This window comes from Pandoraea commovens (assembly GCF_902459615.1).
Taxonomy (GTDB): domain Bacteria; phylum Pseudomonadota; class Gammaproteobacteria; order Burkholderiales; family Burkholderiaceae; genus Pandoraea; species Pandoraea commovens.
In genome coordinates this window covers 1-17,085 of record NZ_CABPSA010000010.1, presented here as the reverse complement: position 1 = coordinate 17,085, position 17,085 = coordinate 1, and the positions used below count along the sequence as shown (strand labels likewise).

Sequence of the window (17,085 nt, the reverse complement as noted above, 5' to 3'; positions counted from 1 at the left end):
TCTGTTCTGCTGACCGCCCGATGTACGGGGGTCGACCGTCCATCTTTCTACTACGCGGGATTCGCTTGCGACTGCGGATCGGCATTCACACCCGTCGACCGCGCACCACATTGATGGCAGAAATGCGCAAACGCATTTTTCCGCGTCTTGCACGTGCCACAGTGGTCGAACAGACAGATGCCACAGTGCACGCAGTAATCCCGCGTCGGATCGTCCAGCTTCACCGCCCGCTCACACCCCGGACATACCGACTTCGCCAGCCTTGCCTGCGCCAGATCGTATGACAACGTCTTGCGACGCTGCTCGTCCGGCAGTTGCTCTTCCGCTTTTTGTCGCGCCAGATAACGCTGCAACGACACGATGGCGTACCGGCCAATCAGTACCGTCAACACAATCCCGACGAGATATCGCACATAGCCGCCGTAATCCGGCAGGTACGGCACCAACTCGACGAAGAACGCGAACAGCGCGAAGAAGATAAAGCCCCAGACGAACGGCCACCACGTACTCTTGCGCTGACGCACGAACAACCAGCCACCGATCGCCAGCAACGGCAGTGTCAGCGCCAAGCGGATGCCGAAGACCTTGAGTTCCTGCGAGCGCTGAATCGCCGCCAGTTGCTCACCTGCCGTCACGTCGAGGGCGACGCGCTTTGTACGGGCCGCCTGCACGGCACGCTGCGCATCCAACTGTTTCGATTCAAGCGTGTCGACCTGCGTTTGCGCGTCGCGCTCCGCAGTCTTGAGCGTGTCGAGGGCGTGGGTGCGGGAGACGAGTTCGGCGTCCTGACTGGCTTGCGCCGTCGCAGTTCGCGTCGCCACCCAGTCGTTGAACGACTCGCGCGCATTGCGGTAAGCAGTACTGCGCGCCTTGAGCTGCAAACGCGCAGTCTCCAATTGGGCGCCGACGTCTTCTTGCTGTGTCTGCGCCTGTTTGATAGCGGCGTCGGCACGTTCAGCCTGCGCCCGGTCAACGAAGGAATCGAGCGTCGGCGCAGGCGCTACGCCCGGCAATTTGTCGACGACAAGACCGCCAAGCCCAATGAGGAACGCCGCGAACAACACGGCGATCAGCCACAGGCCACGGCGGAACCAGGTTTCAGGGAGACGACGCGATCCAGCCATCCTGCCCTCCCGGGATCAGTTTTTATAGTCGATGGTGCGCACGCCTTCGGACGTACCCATGAGCGTAATGTCCGCACCGCGCTGCGCAAACAGGCCCACCGTCACCACGCCGGGGATCTGGTTGACCTTCGTCTCGAACGCCACCGGGTCGAGAATCTGCAACCCATGCACATCCAGAATAGCGCAACCGTTGTCGGTCATGTACGGGCTGCCGTCGGCACGCACGCGCGCCTGCGGGCTGCCGCCCAGCGCTTCGAGCGCGCGAGCGACACTTGCCTGTGCCATCGGGATCACTTCGACCGGCAACGGGAAGACGCCCAGCACGGCCACTTCCTTGGAGGCATCGACCACGCAGACGAATTCCTTCGCCACCGACGCGACGATCTTCTCGCGCGTCAGTGCGCCGCCACCGCCCTTAATCATGTGGCCAAGCGCATTGATTTCGTCCGCACCGTCGACGTAGACGGGCAGGCTGTCGATCTGGTTGAGATCGAACACTTCGATGCCGTGCTTGCGCAGACGCTCGGTGCTTGCTTCGGAACTGGAGACCGCGCCGCGATACCGGTCCTTATGGGCCGCGAGCGCATCGATGAAGCAGTTGGCGGTGGACCCGGTGCCCACGCCGATCACGCTGCCCTCGGGCACGTGTTGGTTCACATAGTCGGCAGCAGCCTGGCCGACCAGGCGTTTGAGTTCGTCCTGGGTCATGGGGAATTCCGGCAAAGTTTGGTAAAGTCGGAAGTTTACCGGAGTCGGGCGTGACGCGCCGTTTTTCGTCATCCCGCCCCCGTCTTGCTGTTCCGGCCCCGCGCCGGATGTCATGTCACGCAGTGCTTCTCTCGCAAGGCCGCTCTCATGAATCTGCTCGATCAACTCAAGCGTCACACCATCGTCGTTGCCGACACGGGCGACTTTCAGGCGATGGATGCCTACAAGCCGCAAGACGCCACCACCAATCCCTCGCTGATCCTCGGCGCCGTCCAGAAAGACGCCTATCGCCCGATCCTCACGCGTGTGGTCGGCGAGCACCGCGCCGAGTCGACGGACGAGATCATCGACCGTCTGCTGATCGCCTTCGGCAAAGAGATTCTGGATATCGTGCCGGGCCGCGTCTCCACGGAAGTGGACGCCCGTCTGTCGTTCGATACCGCAGGCACCGTCGCGCGCGCCCGGAAGCTCATCGCCATGTACGAAGCCGAAGGCATCGAACGCGATCGCGTGCTGATCAAAATCGCGTCGACGTGGGAAGGCATTCGCGCCGCCGAGATTCTGGAGCGCGACAAGATCCGCTGCAATATGACGCTGCTGTTCTCGCTGGTGCAGGCCGCCGCGTGCGCCGAAGCCGGGGCCCGGCTCATTTCGCCGTTCGTCGGACGCATTTACGACTGGTACAAGAAGTCGGCCGGTGCGAACTGGGACGAAGCGGCGAACGCTGGTGTCAATGATCCGGGCGTGCGTTCGGTATCGGCCATCTATCGCTACTACAAGCACTTCGGCCACGACACGGAAGTGATGGGCGCAAGCTTCCGGTCCACCGGCCAGATTCTGGCGCTCTCCGGCTGCGATCTGCTGACGATCAGCCCTGCCCTGCTGGAACAACTGCGCACGACCGAAGGCGAGGTCAAACGTCAGCTCGATGTGAAGGACGCGCGCTCGGCCGACATCGCACGCGTTAAGACGGACGAGCCGTCGTTCCGCTTCGCCCTCAACGACGATGCGATGGCCACCGAAAAACTCGCGGAAGGCATTCGCGCATTTGCGGCCGATGCCATCAAGCTCGAAGCGCTGATCGACGCAGCACGCTAAGGTCCGGCGGGCCCCGGTCGACAAACGACCGCGGCCCGCCATCGCGACAGCCGGCGCAGTCCGCCTTATCGGGCAGGCTCGAAGGCGTGTCCCGATGAGAGCTTGGAGCTGCACGGTTCTGGGGCGCGCAACATCGCAAATCTAATCTCAAGTTCGTTGGGCGTCGGCAACCCTCTTAGCGCATTCAGTCTTCCCTGAAACTCCACGTCTCTCGGATCTGCCCTCAAGGCTTCCAGCCGTGCATTCAGACGATGGATCTCTATTTCGCTCCTGGCGGCAGCCTCTTTTTTAAGATACTCCCTCGTAAACTCCCGGGCAGCTTTCTTCGTTTCGTGCTTCACCGAATATCGGGCGTAGGCCGCTATGTCGATTCGAACATGCGCTTCCGCTTTCTGCTTCGCCGCTTTATTTGCTTCGGTATAAGCCTGAAGCGATGCCACTCTTGCAGCGTCCAGCGCCATGGACTTTGCCTCACGTTCGGCGGCGTATTTCGCCGCGCTGCTCGATGCTTGTTCGGCCTGAGATTTGGCGCTTGCGGCCGCTTCGCTTCGCGCCGCTTGCGCCGCATCCTCGACTTGTTGTCGAACCTGCTGTTTGGCCAGGGTGGTTTTCACGCTTTGCACCGCCCGACTTGCCGATGTCGTCAAGTTTTCCGACGCGGCATCACTGGCTCCGGAAAGCACCGTCCTATACTCCTTGCGTGCCTCCCGGACCTGCGCATCGAACACATCCTGAAGCGCTTTCTGACTCGCAGTTGGATTACGCTGCTGGAACTCGGCGTAGGCTGCGGTTCGCCGCGCAATGATCGCATCAACGGCGGCTTTACGACCGCCGATGAGGGCACGGCCATACGACGGTCCCAGGTCATCGATCAGGGTTGTGGCAATGTGCGACGGAGGCTCAGTGTCGGGAATGACCTTTTGCCACTCCTCCTTCAAGGTGTCGTGAATCATCTCGCGAAACTCCCGCTGCTCTGCGATCGTGATCGTGGGCATGGCCTCTCGGAGTCGATTGGCCAGTCGCTGGTTGTCTGCGGCGTCGAGTGCGGACAAGGAAAGCACTTCGCGCGCCTGGACGAGGACCTCTTTGAGCGTGACATCGTTGAACTCAAGGCATTCCGCGGGCTGAACCTGAATGAGCAGACGCGTTGCCAACGTCAACGTCCGGCGCAAGCTGACATAGTGCGGCAACTCCCTGATGCCCGGCACCAATTCGGCCTCCTCGAGCCACGCGACCAGCGAGTCGCGCCCATCGCGTGGTAGATGCGGGGCGCGCAGCAGTTCAACATAGAAGCAGCGTGCGCTACCGCTCGGCTTGCTTAACAAGACTTCGAGCAGCGTGTCGCGCGGCACCCCGGCTTCCTTGAGTTCATGCAAGAGACTCGCCCATGCTCGGGCAAGCATAGGATTTGCGGCCACACGTCTTCCGAGCATCGACACATAAGCGCGGCCTTCCGGGGATAGCAGCGCATCGGAGACCTTGTCAGATCGCACCACCTCCGTGCGCGTCAAAACCCCTAACAAGCGCAAATAGTAGCTGTTGCCGTAGATCGCCAATTGCGCAGTGTTCGTGTAGCTGCCATTGGCCTCAACAAGACTATCCGTCAAGGCCCCCAGCATCTGCGGTGTCGGCAGGCGACGGCCGACCTTGTACATCTGCGCAAAATTCCCAGTAATGAGATGTCCGTGGAGTTCGTTGATCGAGGCGCTGAATTCCTGCAGGGCTCGGACTGCCGGATTACGACTGTTCGCGGTCGTGACGCCATAATCGCGGTGATAAACGACGCTGACCGGCTGGTTCGTCCGCGTTTGCAGCATCCCCAGCGCACCGGCGCATGAATCACAGGCGTCGAGCAGCGTGTTGACGTGAATGCTGCCGGTGACGGGATGCTCACGCGCTTCGCGAGCGATGACCGCGGCGAGAATCTGCTCGGCATCGTATCGTCGGTCGATGTTCGTATTGCATTCGGGGTCCAGCACCGGCAAGTTCATCTGCACACTGGACTGGCCCGTCGCGTCCGGTGTTCCACGGGTGTACTTTGCCAGACGGCGCTTGGCATCGATAAAGGTGAGATCGTCGATACTGATCTCGTCGGCGTCGCCCATCGATTCGTGTATTGCGAGCTTCAGGCCGTCTACGCGAGCGCCTCCTGACAACGAGAAATAGACTTTGCGGCCTGCGGTAGTATCGGCGGCGGCAAATGCAAAGTTGCTTTCGCGCAAACTCGATTTCAGGTCCGCAACCCCTGCGGGGTTCTCAATGTTCCACTCGCCATCGGTTTCAAACACCAGATCCGATCCGAGCACCGTTCGATAAACGGCCAGATCGAATTCGTCGCGCTCGGCGTTGAATACGTCACGGCGCGACATGCTGGCCTTGCTGCCATCGACGAATTTTCGCTGCGCTTGCTCCGAGGTAAATATCCGGTAGGCGTCGTCGGCAACAGCGGATGACGGCCGCGTTTTGCCTGAACGAACTTGTTCAGCCTCAAGCTGATGAACCACGTTGCGAAAGCTCTCCGTGCAATGGAGTTCGGCGGTATCGGTTTTGATTTGATGCTTGATCTCCCGAAACTGCTCGATCAAACGTTCGTCTTCCGGGACTCGGGGATCCAGCCAATCGAAGGTCACCTGCCCGGTATGGTCCTGCCGCATGCGTGAGGAATGAAAGCGATCCGGCTCCACCTGGACAACCACGGTCGATGTCGTGCCCGGAATCCGCGCCCCAAAGATTTCTTTTTCGAATGGCACGCCTTGCACGATGTCGGAAAGCACGAGCGGCACCAACGAGGGTTCAGGACGCGACGCGCCCTCATCTCCCGTCGAGCCGGTATTGGCGGAACTCGGCGTGGGAAGTTCGCTTGAAATCCTTCCTTTGATCGAATCATTGAAGGCCGGTGTTGGTGGAAGGCCCATTGCGTTGGCGTCCTCCGAAGAGAATGCGCTAAGTCGAGAGCCTGAGGGATTGACTCTGACGTATTGCTGATTGTGGACAAACAGCCCTATCGGACTCGCATGCTTGTCGCCGCCGTCTACAACATCACGCGATGGGCCCGGCACTGTCTCCAGCGCACGCGACAGGGGCGACGCAGGGCTGACGCGAAAACGCGATAACGCCGAGGTGATGTGGGTCGCGAGAGGCGACTGAAGGAGCTGACGCACCGCTTTGGGCGGCGTGCCAAAATCGCTGATCTTTCGCGGAGATTTACTCGTGACCAGTTTCGGCCACACGGGAGTTCGGTTGGGCGAGGCGGCATCGGTGTGTGGTCGGACGAACTCCCTCGATTCCCGACGCGGCGTGGCGCCATGCGGGGGATTGTCGAGCATGTCGGCCGCCACTCGTCGCGACGAGGGACCGGCCACTGCGAAAGTTTGATCGATGGTAGGCAAAGTGTCAGCGCCGCTTTTCGGCTCTTGGGTGGAGGTACTTGTGACACTAGGGTCGCGCAGGGCTAAGGCCTTCCATAAATCGCTGTGCGCCCTGGCGTGAGCAGTTCACGCCAGGCATCCAAGCCAATTTTGAAAGTCATCGGTGGGGGCGAGGCGGACATTTGCGTTGTTCTCAACTCGTCAGGCGCCATAGCAACGCCCGGCGCGCAGCAAGCGGCTTTCGAGCGAGGTTCGAAGCCAATCTGCCGCAGGGCGCTAAGCGCCAAGCCATTCATGCGCCCAGGTTCGATCGACACCCCCCCTCCAACGCCCTTGCGCGGACCGTCAGATGAACTCGACGCCACCTCGCTCCGGACTCGCCCGAGCAGCGACTTCATCGCCTCCACCGACACGTCGAACAGCGTGCCCGCCTCCGCACGGACCTGGCCGAGTTTGAAGGCAAGCAACTCTCTCACTCGCGTCACCGACCTTATGCACACGTGGGAAACACCCACCGCCCCCGATGTGGCCACCAGCAACGACGACCTTCCCAAGCGACTGTCCCGTACACCATCATCGATCTCGGAAATCAGCGTTGTTCCGGCCTCTTTACCCGAGCGGAGGCGTCATGTCTCGGAGAGCGCAGTACCGACAGACAAAAGGCACGAAGCGCGCGCCTTCTTTGCCATCGGGGGACTGTTCGCCACGGTGTCGAAGAACGACTTACGGCCGAGTGCGTTATCCGCACGCGGTGCGCGATATTTTGGGTTGCCCCCCAAGCCCCAATACCGCCCCTACATCTCTGGCGTGGTCTCGCAGAACAAAGTCGAATCCGGTGAAGGGCAGGCCGATGCGAAGCTCGTTAGCGTAGAACTGTCGAATATCGTCGACGGCGTGCCGTTTGAAAAATCGGTGGTCGGGGTACATCTCATGAACATCGGAAATATCGTCGTTCGTGTCGATGCGGAGGTCTTCTACGCCACGAGTACCCTTTCTCCCGGCGCCACCCAGGTGCGCCTTCGACGACTCGACTCGGACAACCGGAACGATCAGCAAAAAATCGAGAAATACCTGGCGTTTAAGCGTCGGCTCAAAACCGACGCCATGATGAAGAACCCGCCGATCACAGCAGTGAACGTGGCGCGCGGTTTTACGCAACGCGCAGGCTCCCCCGAAATGGAGGCGGTACGCGCAGCGTTAGAAACACTCACGTCCCCCGTCGATCTTACGAGCTATGTCGAGGACTGCCGTGCGGACTTGCGCAGTCGTCAACGCTTTGACCCCTATTTCCACAAACGCGATCTGGATATCTACAGGACCCTGTTGGGGGACGATCTGGTATTCAAGGAGAACGGCCAATGGAACCTTTCTCACGATGCGGGCGTTGCCGACATACGAACGCATTTAATGAATGGCAACCTCGCGTTTGCGGTGGTCGGCGCCGAGTCCGGCGTCAATGTCTACTTTGCCACTTCGGACAGCGAACGCCTCGAAGGCTTGCGGCTGCACATCCATGAGGCCATAGGCGACGAGGATGCCGTCACTATTGGCGACATCACTTACATCGATGCGAAACGGCGACTCGAGCGGATCACGAAAATCTCCAACGCGCCGGGCCCCTCACGGGCACGAATCAATCTGCCCACCCTAACCACGCCCAGCGCCCGGCAACCCGAGCGATTTCGCGACGCCGAGCAGATTATCGCGGCGGTCATCGAGCACGACATGCGAGATGACCCGATCATCACGAGCATTCATTTCAACAGCCTTCTCGATACTTGCGACTCTTGTGCAGTGGCCCTCCGCTTAATCGGAAAGTTCGCGGGCCAGGACATCAGCTTTGTCTATCACCGCGACTACGGTGTCATGAGTCGGAACAGCGAAGATCGTCGAATTCGTATGCTCAAACAGCTGGCCACCTCCGCCAACCGGATGCGCGATGCGCTCATCAACGACGATTACGCGACGCTGCACGAAGTGTCGAGGACACTACTGGCACCGGAGATGCTCGGCGTGATTTCGAGCACACTTCGCATCTCGTCAATGTCTCCAGCACGCCCGAACATTTACCCCGTTGCCAACGCGCTGTATCTGCACTTACTAGCGTCGCTCATCCGTGAGGAAGCCACATTCGCCCACGATACCGTTGCCATGCTTCGTTCCGACGAAGGCAAGATCTACGTCGCCCTGGTCGGCTATCGAATACGTAACGACCAATACCTGGCACGCGCCTGGTGCACGTTGATGCGAGAACTCACGCTTTCGGGCATCTCGGCCGAAGCGTTGCAATCGATTCTGCTCGCCAGGGCGAACCAACACCTTCGCAGCTTCTGGCAGGAGCTGTTGAGTGCACGCTCGACCACGCGTGGGAATCATTTGGATCAGGTGTATTACCTTTTGAAGCAAGATGACCTGAACCCGTCGCTCACGAATGCGCGTCGCGTGAGCGGCCTTCTGAAGGCAGTGCACCTTCGGGTGCTGCGTTATTTCAAAGTCTCTCGTCACGCTCCCGCCAAAATGGATCGTTCCTATAGGGCACGAAAACCGATCCCCGAAGTGCTCGAGGCGATCCGCAGGGTGATCTCCGAAGAAAGCGTGATCGAGTTGGAACGGGAACGTCTGCGAAGCGCGCTGAGTGAGGCGATGCCGACGATGACAGTCGGCGAACAGCGCAAATTGAGAGACATGGTCACGACGACAGTCAACGAAGCCTGGCGAAAGGAGCTTCCCGGAGAATCGCCACCCTCCGAAATTACGCAAAGCGTGCTTGCGAGCGTTGGGCCGAGACTCGGCAGACATCTGACCGAACTCAGAGGGCCCGCCATTCGTGAAATCATCGATGAGACGATTCGGCGCTACGGAGAGCATTTGTACCGACACCCCAATGCGACGGAAGAACAGATGGCTGCGACGTACCGTGAGCACCTGACATCGGCTAGCACCCGATATGCGGCGTTGCTCGCCGACGACGTGCCTCGCGGGACACCAAGCCCCAGTGGTGAACAGCCTGAAATTGAGTCTAAGCTCAGCACCGAGGCCCGAATCGTCAGCGACAGGGAGGCCCGCAAAGCAGCGCGAGCCGCCGAACATGCTGCCGCCTGGGCGCGTGCAGAGGCGGCCACCAAGGCGCGTACAGAGGCGCAGCAGGCGGTAGCTTCCACATCGAATTACGCCAGAGTACAGGCACAAGATCGCGCCAAAGAGGAAGCTCGCCAAGCCGCAATACGGGCGACGACGCACGCAAATCGCAAAGCGATGGAGGACGCCAAAAAGGCGGCGATCATCAAAAGTCAGCGCGAAGCCCGGGAGGCTACAGAAAGAATTGCGAGAGACAGGATCCGGGCGGCAACAGACGACGCTAAACGACAAGCCCGCATGCGCGCGGTGGCGATTGTCAAAGAGCGAATCGCCGCAAGGAAGCAGGCTAACACCAGCGCCGGGGGGAGAAGCGGTCGCCCTTCGGACGATGTGTGCACCGAGTCGCATTTTGAAACCAAGCTTTCCATCTTGCGATACGGCGAGATCGGTGCCCTTGAGCGACTCAAAGTCGAATCCGGTCCTATCGGTGACGCGAAAAAGACTGGCGAGGCCTCCGGGTCGCACGCCAAAGTGGCGCTGACGTCAAAACAATGACCTCATCGCAGGATCGCCCTCGGCAGCCTCAATGCCTGCCAGAGGGCGGTGCAATGTTTACTTGCCCTTGACCGCGACCTTGCGCTGACGCACGGCCTCGTAAAGGCACACGGCGCTTGCCACCGACACGTTAAGGCTTTCGCAGCCGCCAGCCATCGGAATACTCATCAGTTCGTCGCACGTCTCGCCCACGAGGCGGCGCATGCCCTCGCCTTCCGCGCCCATGACGATCGCCATCGGGCCGGTGAGCTTCGTGCCGTAGATATCGGCGGGCGCGTCGTCGGAGGTGCCGACCACCCAGATGCCGCGGTCCTTGAGTTCGCGCAACGTGCGCGCGAGGTTCGTCACCATGATGTACGGGACCGTCTCCGCCGCACCGCTGGCGACCTTGGCCACCGTCGCATTCAGACCGACTGCACGGTCCTTCGGGGCGATCACGGCGTGCGCGCCCGCACCATCGGCCACGCGCAGGCAGGCGCCGAGGTTGTGCGGATCGGTCACGCCGTCGAGGATCAGCAGCAGCGGGTCGCCCGAGATGCCGTCGAGCAACTCGTCGAGATTGAGGGCCAGCGAGATTTCCTCTGCCTGCGCCACAACGCCCTGATGGCGCGACGTGCCGGTCATGCCGTCGAGACGCTTGCCATCCGCCTGAACCAGCTTGATCTTGACGCCAGGTGCGTTCTTGTACGACTCCACGGCCTTGAGGAAATCCGTCATACGACGGTCGCGACGGGTCGGGTCGTAGTAGATCTCTTTGACGCTGGTGGCGTCGTGACGCAGGCGTGCGGTCACGGCATGGAAGCCGAACAGCATTTTCAATTTACTCATTTCATTTCCTCAAAATAGCGTGTGCCGTGGCGTCTGTTGCCGTGACGGGGGATGCTGCCGCTTGCCTCACGCACAACTGTCGTCGCCTAAAGCACGACGGCGGCGGGAGCCACATGGGCCGCCGCCGCCGCAATCCATCGCGGGTACCGGATGCCGGTGATTTCCGGCAAAGGCGCCCATCTTACTGCAAACCGCTCACTGCACCGTCGTTCGATGCATCGTGCCATGCGCAGCGCAGGGGCTGTGCACGGCACGCGCATCGATTAGCGACGCGGCTTCTTCGTCTGACCACCGGGGCCGCCCTGACCGCCCTGACCGCCCTGACCACCTTGTCCACCCTGTCCACCCTGTCGCTTTGCCGGTGCCTTGCCGCTACCGCTGTGCTTCGCGGGGGCTGCGCCGCGCTCGGCACGCGCGGCTTTCACCTTCGCGGACTTGGGCTTGGCGGGCCGCTTGCCGGCCGGTGCGGGCTGCACGCCGTTGAGCAGTGCGCCGCCCTTGGGCAGTTGACGGATGGTCGGGCCGGCGCTGGCGGAGCCTGCGATGCCGGGCGTGCCGGCGGCGGGCGTCGGCACCGGGGCACCGCCGCGTTCGCTGCGGCCGGACGTCTTCGCGAGCGAGCGGGCGTTCGGTTCGCGCACGAGGCGGAAGTCGATCTTGCGGGCGTCCAGATCCACGCGACTGACTTGCACGCGCACGCGGTCGGTGAGTCGATAGCGGATACCGGTGCGTTCGCCGCGCAGTTCGTGGCGGACTTCGTCGAACTGGAAATAATCGCTGCCCAGTTCCGTGACGTGCACGAGGCCTTCGATAAAGAGATCGTCGAGTTGCACGAAGATGCCGAACGACGTGACGGCGCTGACCGTGCCGCCGTACTCCTCGCCGAGCTTGTCGCGCATGAAGTAGCACTTGAGCCAGGCTTCGACGTCGCGGGACGCTTCGTCTGCGCGGCGTTCGTTGGCGGAGCAATGCAGGCCGAGTTCGTCCCAGATGGCGTCGCGCTTCTTCGCGCTCGGCGACTTCTTGTTCTTGTCGTCGTCCTTTTGCAGCTTGCGTGCGTGGGGCGAGAGGCCCGTCGTCAGCTCGACACCGGCGGGGATTTCCGGCTCGTACTTCTTGCCCGCGAGAATGGCCTTGATGGCGCGGTGCGTGAGCAAGTCCGGATAACGACGAATCGGGCTGGTGAAGTGGGTATAAGCCGGGTACGCGAGACCGAAGTGGCCGATGTTGTCCGGGCTGTAGACGGCCTGCTGCATCGAGCGCAGGAGCATCGTCTGGAGCATGGGCGCATCGGGCCGGGACTCGATTTGCGTCATCAGTTCCGAGTAGTCGGACGTGGCCGGTTCGTCCCCACCACCGAGCGAGAGCCCGAGCGTCTTGAGGAAGGTGCGCAGCACCTGGAGGCGTTCGCCCGAGGGGCCTGCGTGAATACGATACAGGCCGGGTTGTTTGTGACGCTTGAGGAAGTCGGCTGCACAGACGTTGGCTGTGAGCATGCATTCCTCGATGAGGCGGTGGGCATCGTTGCGCGTACGCGGGAGGATCTGCTCGATCTTGCCTTGCGCGTTGCAGACGATATACGTCTCCGTCGAATCGAACTCGATCGCGCCGCGCGACTTGCGTGCCTTGGCAAGCACCTTGTAGAGGTCGTACAGGTTTTGCAGGTGCGGCAGCAGCGTTGCGCGGCGTTGTGCTTCGGCGCCCTTCGTGTTGCCGAGGACGGCGGCGACTTCCGTGTAGGTCAGGCGTGCGGCGGAATGGATGACGGCCGGATAGAACTGATAGGCCTTCACTTCGCCGTTCGGTGCGACGAGTGCGTCGCAGACGAGTACGCAGCGGTCGACGTCCGGGTTAAGGGAGCACAGGCCGTTCGAGAGCTTTTCCGGGAGCATCGGGATGACGCGTCGCGGGAAGTAGACGGAGGTGCTGCGCGTGAGGGCGTCGGCGTCGAGCGGGCCGCCAGCCGCGACGTAATGCGAGACGTCGGCGATTGCGACGAGCAGGCGGAAGCCGTTCGTACGGCCGATCTTCGCGGGTTCGCAGTAGACGGCGTCGTCGAAGTCGCGGGCGTCTTCACCGTCGATGGTGACGAGGGGGACGTCGCGCAGGTCGATGCGGTGGCGCAGATCGGGGGCACGGACTTCGTCGGGGAGTGCACCGGCGGCGGCGAGGGCTTCGGCGGAGAACTGGTGAGGCACGCCGTACTTGCGCACGGCGATTTCGATTTCCATGCCGGGGTCGTCGATATCGCCGAGGACTTCCGAGACGCGGCCGATGGGCTGGCTATAGCGGCTGGGGTAATCGGTGAGTTCGACGGAGACGACCTGTCCGACCTTCGCTTTGCCTTGGGCGCGGGGTGGGATCAGGATGTCATGGCTGATGCGTTTGTCTTCGGGCGCGACGACCATGACGCCGTTCTCATTGAGGAGACGGCCTATGACATGGGTGTTGGCGCGGCTGACGACTTCGACGATATGGCCTTCGGGGCGACCGCGGCGGTCATAGCCGGCAACGCGCAGGAGGACGCGATCGTTGTGCATGACCTTCTTCATTTCCTCGGTGGGGAGGAAGAGGTCGTCGCCGTCATCGTCGCGTACGGCGAAGCCGTAGCCATCGCGGTGGCCGATGACACGGCCTGCGATGAAATTGGACGGGTGGGTCAACTGATAGTAGCCGCGGCGGTCGAGACGAATTTGGTCGTCACGTTCCATGGCGGCGAGGCGCTTGAAGAAGCCTTCGCGTTCTTGCTTCTTGATGGCGAGGGCTTCGGCGATATCGTTGGCGGACAGCGCGGAGTCTGCGGTGCGCAGGACACCGAGGATCTCTTCGCGACTCGGGATCGGATAGGGATATTTGCTCAAAGGTCGGTAGCGTTACTGTGCCGGTTGAGTCCGGCCGAGTGGCGCACCATGCGCCCGACGGTCCGTGGGTTGTAAGGATGCGCGAATAGCGGCGTCTTACAGTCAGGGACAATCATACGGCAAACCTCATGAAAACTGCCACCTGTGCGGAATTTGAGCGTGGGGGTTGAGGTGGGTGAGAGAAACGAAAATTTATTGAGCGAAAGTGTTGACACTCCCGCGTCGCATCCGCATAATCTCACTTCTTCGCAGCGAGCAAGCAGTAAGCGAGCTGACGGGGCCCAGATGGCGGAATTGGTAGACGCACTAGTTTCAGGTACTAGCGGGTAACACCGTGGAGGTTCGAGTCCTCTTCTGGGCACCAAAAAAATACAAAAAAGCCGATGATCGAAAGATCATCGGCTTTTTTCATACTTGCCCAGAAAGCAATGTGCCAGTGCACATTGCGTGGGGACTCGAAAGGCATCGCTTGCAAGCGATGCCGGGGTCGCGGAACGTGACCGAGTCCTCCAAAGCTTCCTTCAGCATTCCCCTCAGCCAGATCCCCAGCGGATTCCCTGAGCGTTTGCGGTGCCATCCAACGGCGGTGGTAAACGTCTCTGGCATCGAATCCAGTTGCAGCTTCGTCAACTGAAACGCATCGGCGATGGCTGAGGGTACGAACGCGACCACGTCATTAAATTCGAGAAACGGTTTAAGTGAGGTATAGCAAGCGAGCGTTGCTACGGGGGGGATGAGTGCGTCATGCGCGGCAAGAAATTGTGAGACTGCGTCATGGGAATAGCTGGCGCTGTCTGTGAAATCGACGCGAGGAAACATCGCGACATCGGAGAGATTACGAAGACCACGGACAATTCCGGACTGTTCCCCCACCACGCAGCAGTACCGTTCCTCAGCGAGAGAAACCCGCGCTAGCGAATCATCAAAAAACTTAGCAAACCCAACTGCAATATCCGCATCCCCGCGCTCAAGTTGTTCCGCGTGGGTCTCCCGATAAAAGTCCATCACCCGCACCGAAACCTTCGGCGCTGCCTCCCGAACCTTCGCAATAAACCTCGGCAATATCGAGAGCTGCGCGTACTCATTCGCAACAATCCCAACACTCCGCTCCAGCGCTGCCGGATCAAAATCCGCGAGCACCACGTCATCCACATCCGAAAGAATCCGCTCGAACTTGCGCGCAATATCCAGCGCGAAGTCCGTCGGCTCAATCCCAGTGCTATGCCGAACGAAGATCTCATGCGGCAGCGCGTCGCGAAGTCTTTTCAAATATCCACTAATTGCCTGCTGCGACATACCCATTTCCGCAGCAACTCTGGAAGCGCTCCTCTCACGCACCAGCCGCAAGAAAACGCGCATGTGTTTGAGGTCGATACTGTGCACAACGAGTCCTTGTAACGGATACAACCGGCGCTTGATTTACGCGGGTGTCTGCCATTTTTAAGATGCCACCTCATCTTCAAAAAACGAGGTAAGCAGAAATGAAAACTGTCATCGTCATAGGCGCCAGCGGCAAGATCGGTCAGGCGGCGATGAAGGGGCTCGGGAATCATCGGGTGATCACGGCCAGCCGTTCCGGTGAGGGTTGCGATTATCGCGTCGACACGACGGACAAGGCATCGTTGCGCGCCCTGTTCAAGTCGGTGGGCAAATTCGATGCCGTGGTGAGTGCGGCAGGGCATTGCGAATATGCGCCGTTCGTATCGATGACCGATGAGCAGTGGGAAGCCACCATTCAGGGCAAGTTTGTCGGACAGATGAACATCGTAAAAGTCGGTCTCGACCATATTGAAGACGGCGGTTCGTTCACCTTGATTTCGGGAATTTTGAACGTCAAGCCGATGCCGGAGGGCATTGCGGACGCCACGACGAGCGGCGCGATCGATACGTTCGTGAAATGTGTCGCGTACGAATTACCGCGTGGCATTCGCATTAACGCTGTCAATCCGACGGTCATCGAAGAAGCCTGGTCGGTATATGGCGAGATGATGCCGGGTTATCAGCCGGTGCCTGGTGCGCTGGTTGGCAAGGCATTCGAGCGATGCGTCGACAGCTTCATCACGGGACAGGTCATTTTCGTGGACGCTTGATCCGTCGTCCATTCCGCGTGAAAAAACAAGGGCGATTCCCAGCGGATCGCCCTTTTTGCGTGCCTGAACCCCACTGATCGACGGCGTACGCATCGGCGGTGCCGCAGACCGAAACACCCGAGCCAACGCGTAGTGAGAATGTGTAGCGTTTCCGTCACGACGACTATGGCGTCGTTCCAGAGCATAGGGAAATCTGTAGAATTTACCTCATAAAAAATTGAATATTGTTCAACGGACACTTAATTCGTTGAGCTTGTCGGGTGTTTTTGGTTTTTGTTGCTTGATACTTGTTGGGAAATACATGCCTGCCTTCACTCGCGGCGAGCTTGCCGATTTGAACGTGTTTGTCACTATCTGCCGCCGGCAGAGTTTCCGGGAGGCCGCCACTGAGTTGGGCGTGACGACCTCTGCCTTGAGTCATGCGATGCGCAATCTTGAGGCGCGTCTGGGCGTGAAGTTATTGAATCGCACGAGTCGTTCCGTGTCGCCGACGGCGGCGGGATCGGCATTGGCGAAGGAATTGGAGCAGGGCCTTGAGCAGATCGCATCGGCGATTGGCGCATTGGACCGATATCGTGCGTCGCCGGCGGGCCGGTTGCGTCTGAACGTACCGCGCGATGCGGCGCGATTGTTGCTGGACCCTATCCTGCCCCGCTTTGTCGCGTCTTATCCGGACATCGAGCTAGATGTCACGGTGGATGACCGGATGCTGGACATTGTGGCCGAGGGTTTCGACGCGGGTATGCGTTACGGCGACACGGTGCCTGGCGACATGATTGCGACGCCGTTGACGCCTGCGTTGAAGTGGATCGTGGTGGGTTCACCTGCGTACATTGCGCGTCATGGCCGACCGAAAGTGCCGCAGGATTTGATGTCACACAATTGCATCCGGATGCGGCTGGGTGATAACACGTTGTACAAGTGGGAGTTGGGCAATGGGTCGACGGCAGTGGAGTTGGACGTGCCGGGGGCATTGAGCATCAACGAGAGTGACGGCGTGATTGCGGCGGCGTTGGGTGGTTTGGGTTTGGGATATGTGTTGGAGCGCAACGTGGCGGCCGAGTTGGCGAATGGCACGTTGGAGGCGGTGTTGACGGAGTGGGCCGTGGATGGGCCGCCGTTGTCGATGTATTACCCGAGTCGGCGTCAGACGTTGCCGGGGTTACGGCATCTGATCGACATGATTCGTGCTGAGCATATGGGGCGTGCGGCTTGACGTTTTTGGGTGTGTTGTGGGGATGTGTGAAAGATTTTTGAATTTTTTAGCCCCTTAGTATTGACAGCATGTAACACCCTCGGCATAATCTCACTTCTTCGCAGCGAGCAAGCAGTAAGCGAGCTGACGGGGCCCAGATGGCGGAATTGGTAGACGCAC

Annotated in this window: 9 protein-coding genes, 1 tRNA gene and 1 pseudogene; 5 read left to right on the top strand and 6 right to left on the bottom strand. The window is 60.4% G+C overall.

What is annotated here, in order from left to right; translation table 11 throughout:
• Positions 1-50: 50 nt before the first annotated feature.
• Together PCO31010_RS23060 and rpiA are read right to left on the bottom strand one after the other, a co-directional pair.
• The gene (locus PCO31010_RS23060) at positions 51-1,124 is read right to left on the bottom strand and encodes a serine endopeptidase (RefSeq protein WP_150666321.1); all 1,074 of its coding nucleotides are present in this window, start codon (positions 1,122-1,124) and stop codon (positions 51-53) included.
• Between the two features lie 15 nt (positions 1,125-1,139).
• Positions 1,140-1,832 carry a ribose-5-phosphate isomerase RpiA gene (gene rpiA / locus PCO31010_RS23055; protein WP_150666320.1) on the bottom strand — a complete coding sequence of 231 codons (693 nt, stop codon included), beginning with the start codon at positions 1,830-1,832 and terminating at the stop codon, positions 1,140-1,142.
• Between the two features lie 147 nt (positions 1,833-1,979).
• On the opposite strand from rpiA, the gene tal reads away from it, so the two are divergent.
• Entirely contained in the window at positions 1,980-2,930 is a 951-nt protein-coding gene (gene tal / locus PCO31010_RS23050; RefSeq protein ID WP_150666319.1) for a transaldolase, read from the top strand.
• A gap of 65 nt (positions 2,931-2,995) precedes the next feature.
• Here tal and PCO31010_RS23045 read toward each other — a convergent pair whose 3' ends face one another.
• The gene (locus PCO31010_RS23045) at positions 2,996-6,256 is read right to left on the bottom strand and encodes a hypothetical protein (protein ID WP_150666318.1); all 3,261 of its coding nucleotides are present in this window, start codon (positions 6,254-6,256) and stop codon (positions 2,996-2,998) included.
• Between the two features lie 159 nt (positions 6,257-6,415).
• On the opposite strand from PCO31010_RS23045, the gene PCO31010_RS23040 reads away from it, so the two are divergent.
• Entirely contained in the window at positions 6,416-9,931 is a 3,516-nt protein-coding gene (locus tag PCO31010_RS23040) for a cell envelope integrity TolA family protein (RefSeq protein WP_150666317.1), read from the top strand.
• Positions 9,932-9,988: 57 nt separating this feature from the next.
• On the opposite strand, the gene rlmB is transcribed toward PCO31010_RS23040, so the two are convergent.
• Both rlmB and rnr read right to left on the bottom strand, forming a co-directional pair.
• The gene (gene rlmB / locus PCO31010_RS23035; RefSeq protein ID WP_046291687.1) at positions 9,989-10,759 is read right to left on the bottom strand and encodes a 23S rRNA (guanosine(2251)-2'-O)-methyltransferase RlmB; all 771 of its coding nucleotides are present in this window, start codon (positions 10,757-10,759) and stop codon (positions 9,989-9,991) included.
• Between the two features lie 632 nt (positions 10,760-11,391).
• Positions 11,392-13,620 (bottom strand): annotated as a pseudogene (rnr, locus tag PCO31010_RS23030) (ribonuclease R); the annotation flags it as partial.
• 279 nt (positions 13,621-13,899) lie between these two features.
• Here rnr and PCO31010_RS23025 point away from each other — a divergent pair.
• A tRNA-Leu gene (locus PCO31010_RS23025) sits at positions 13,900-13,984 on the top strand.
• A gap of 44 nt (positions 13,985-14,028) precedes the next feature.
• Here the strand turns inward: PCO31010_RS23025 and PCO31010_RS23020 are convergent.
• The gene (locus PCO31010_RS23020; protein ID WP_246184750.1) at positions 14,029-14,979 is read right to left on the bottom strand and encodes a LysR family transcriptional regulator; all 951 of its coding nucleotides are present in this window, start codon (positions 14,977-14,979) and stop codon (positions 14,029-14,031) included.
• 122 nt (positions 14,980-15,101) lie between these two features.
• On the opposite strand from PCO31010_RS23020, the gene PCO31010_RS23015 reads away from it, so the two are divergent.
• Both PCO31010_RS23015 and PCO31010_RS23010 read left to right on the top strand, forming a co-directional pair.
• Positions 15,102-15,710 (top strand): short chain dehydrogenase, encoded by a 609-nt coding sequence (locus PCO31010_RS23015; protein WP_150666314.1) that lies wholly within the window; start codon positions 15,102-15,104, stop codon positions 15,708-15,710.
• Between the two features lie 301 nt (positions 15,711-16,011).
• On the top strand, positions 16,012-16,926 hold the full coding sequence (locus PCO31010_RS23010) for a LysR substrate-binding domain-containing protein (protein ID WP_150666429.1): 915 nt from the start codon (positions 16,012-16,014) through the stop codon (positions 16,924-16,926).
• The last annotated feature ends 159 nt before the right edge of the window (positions 16,927-17,085 follow it).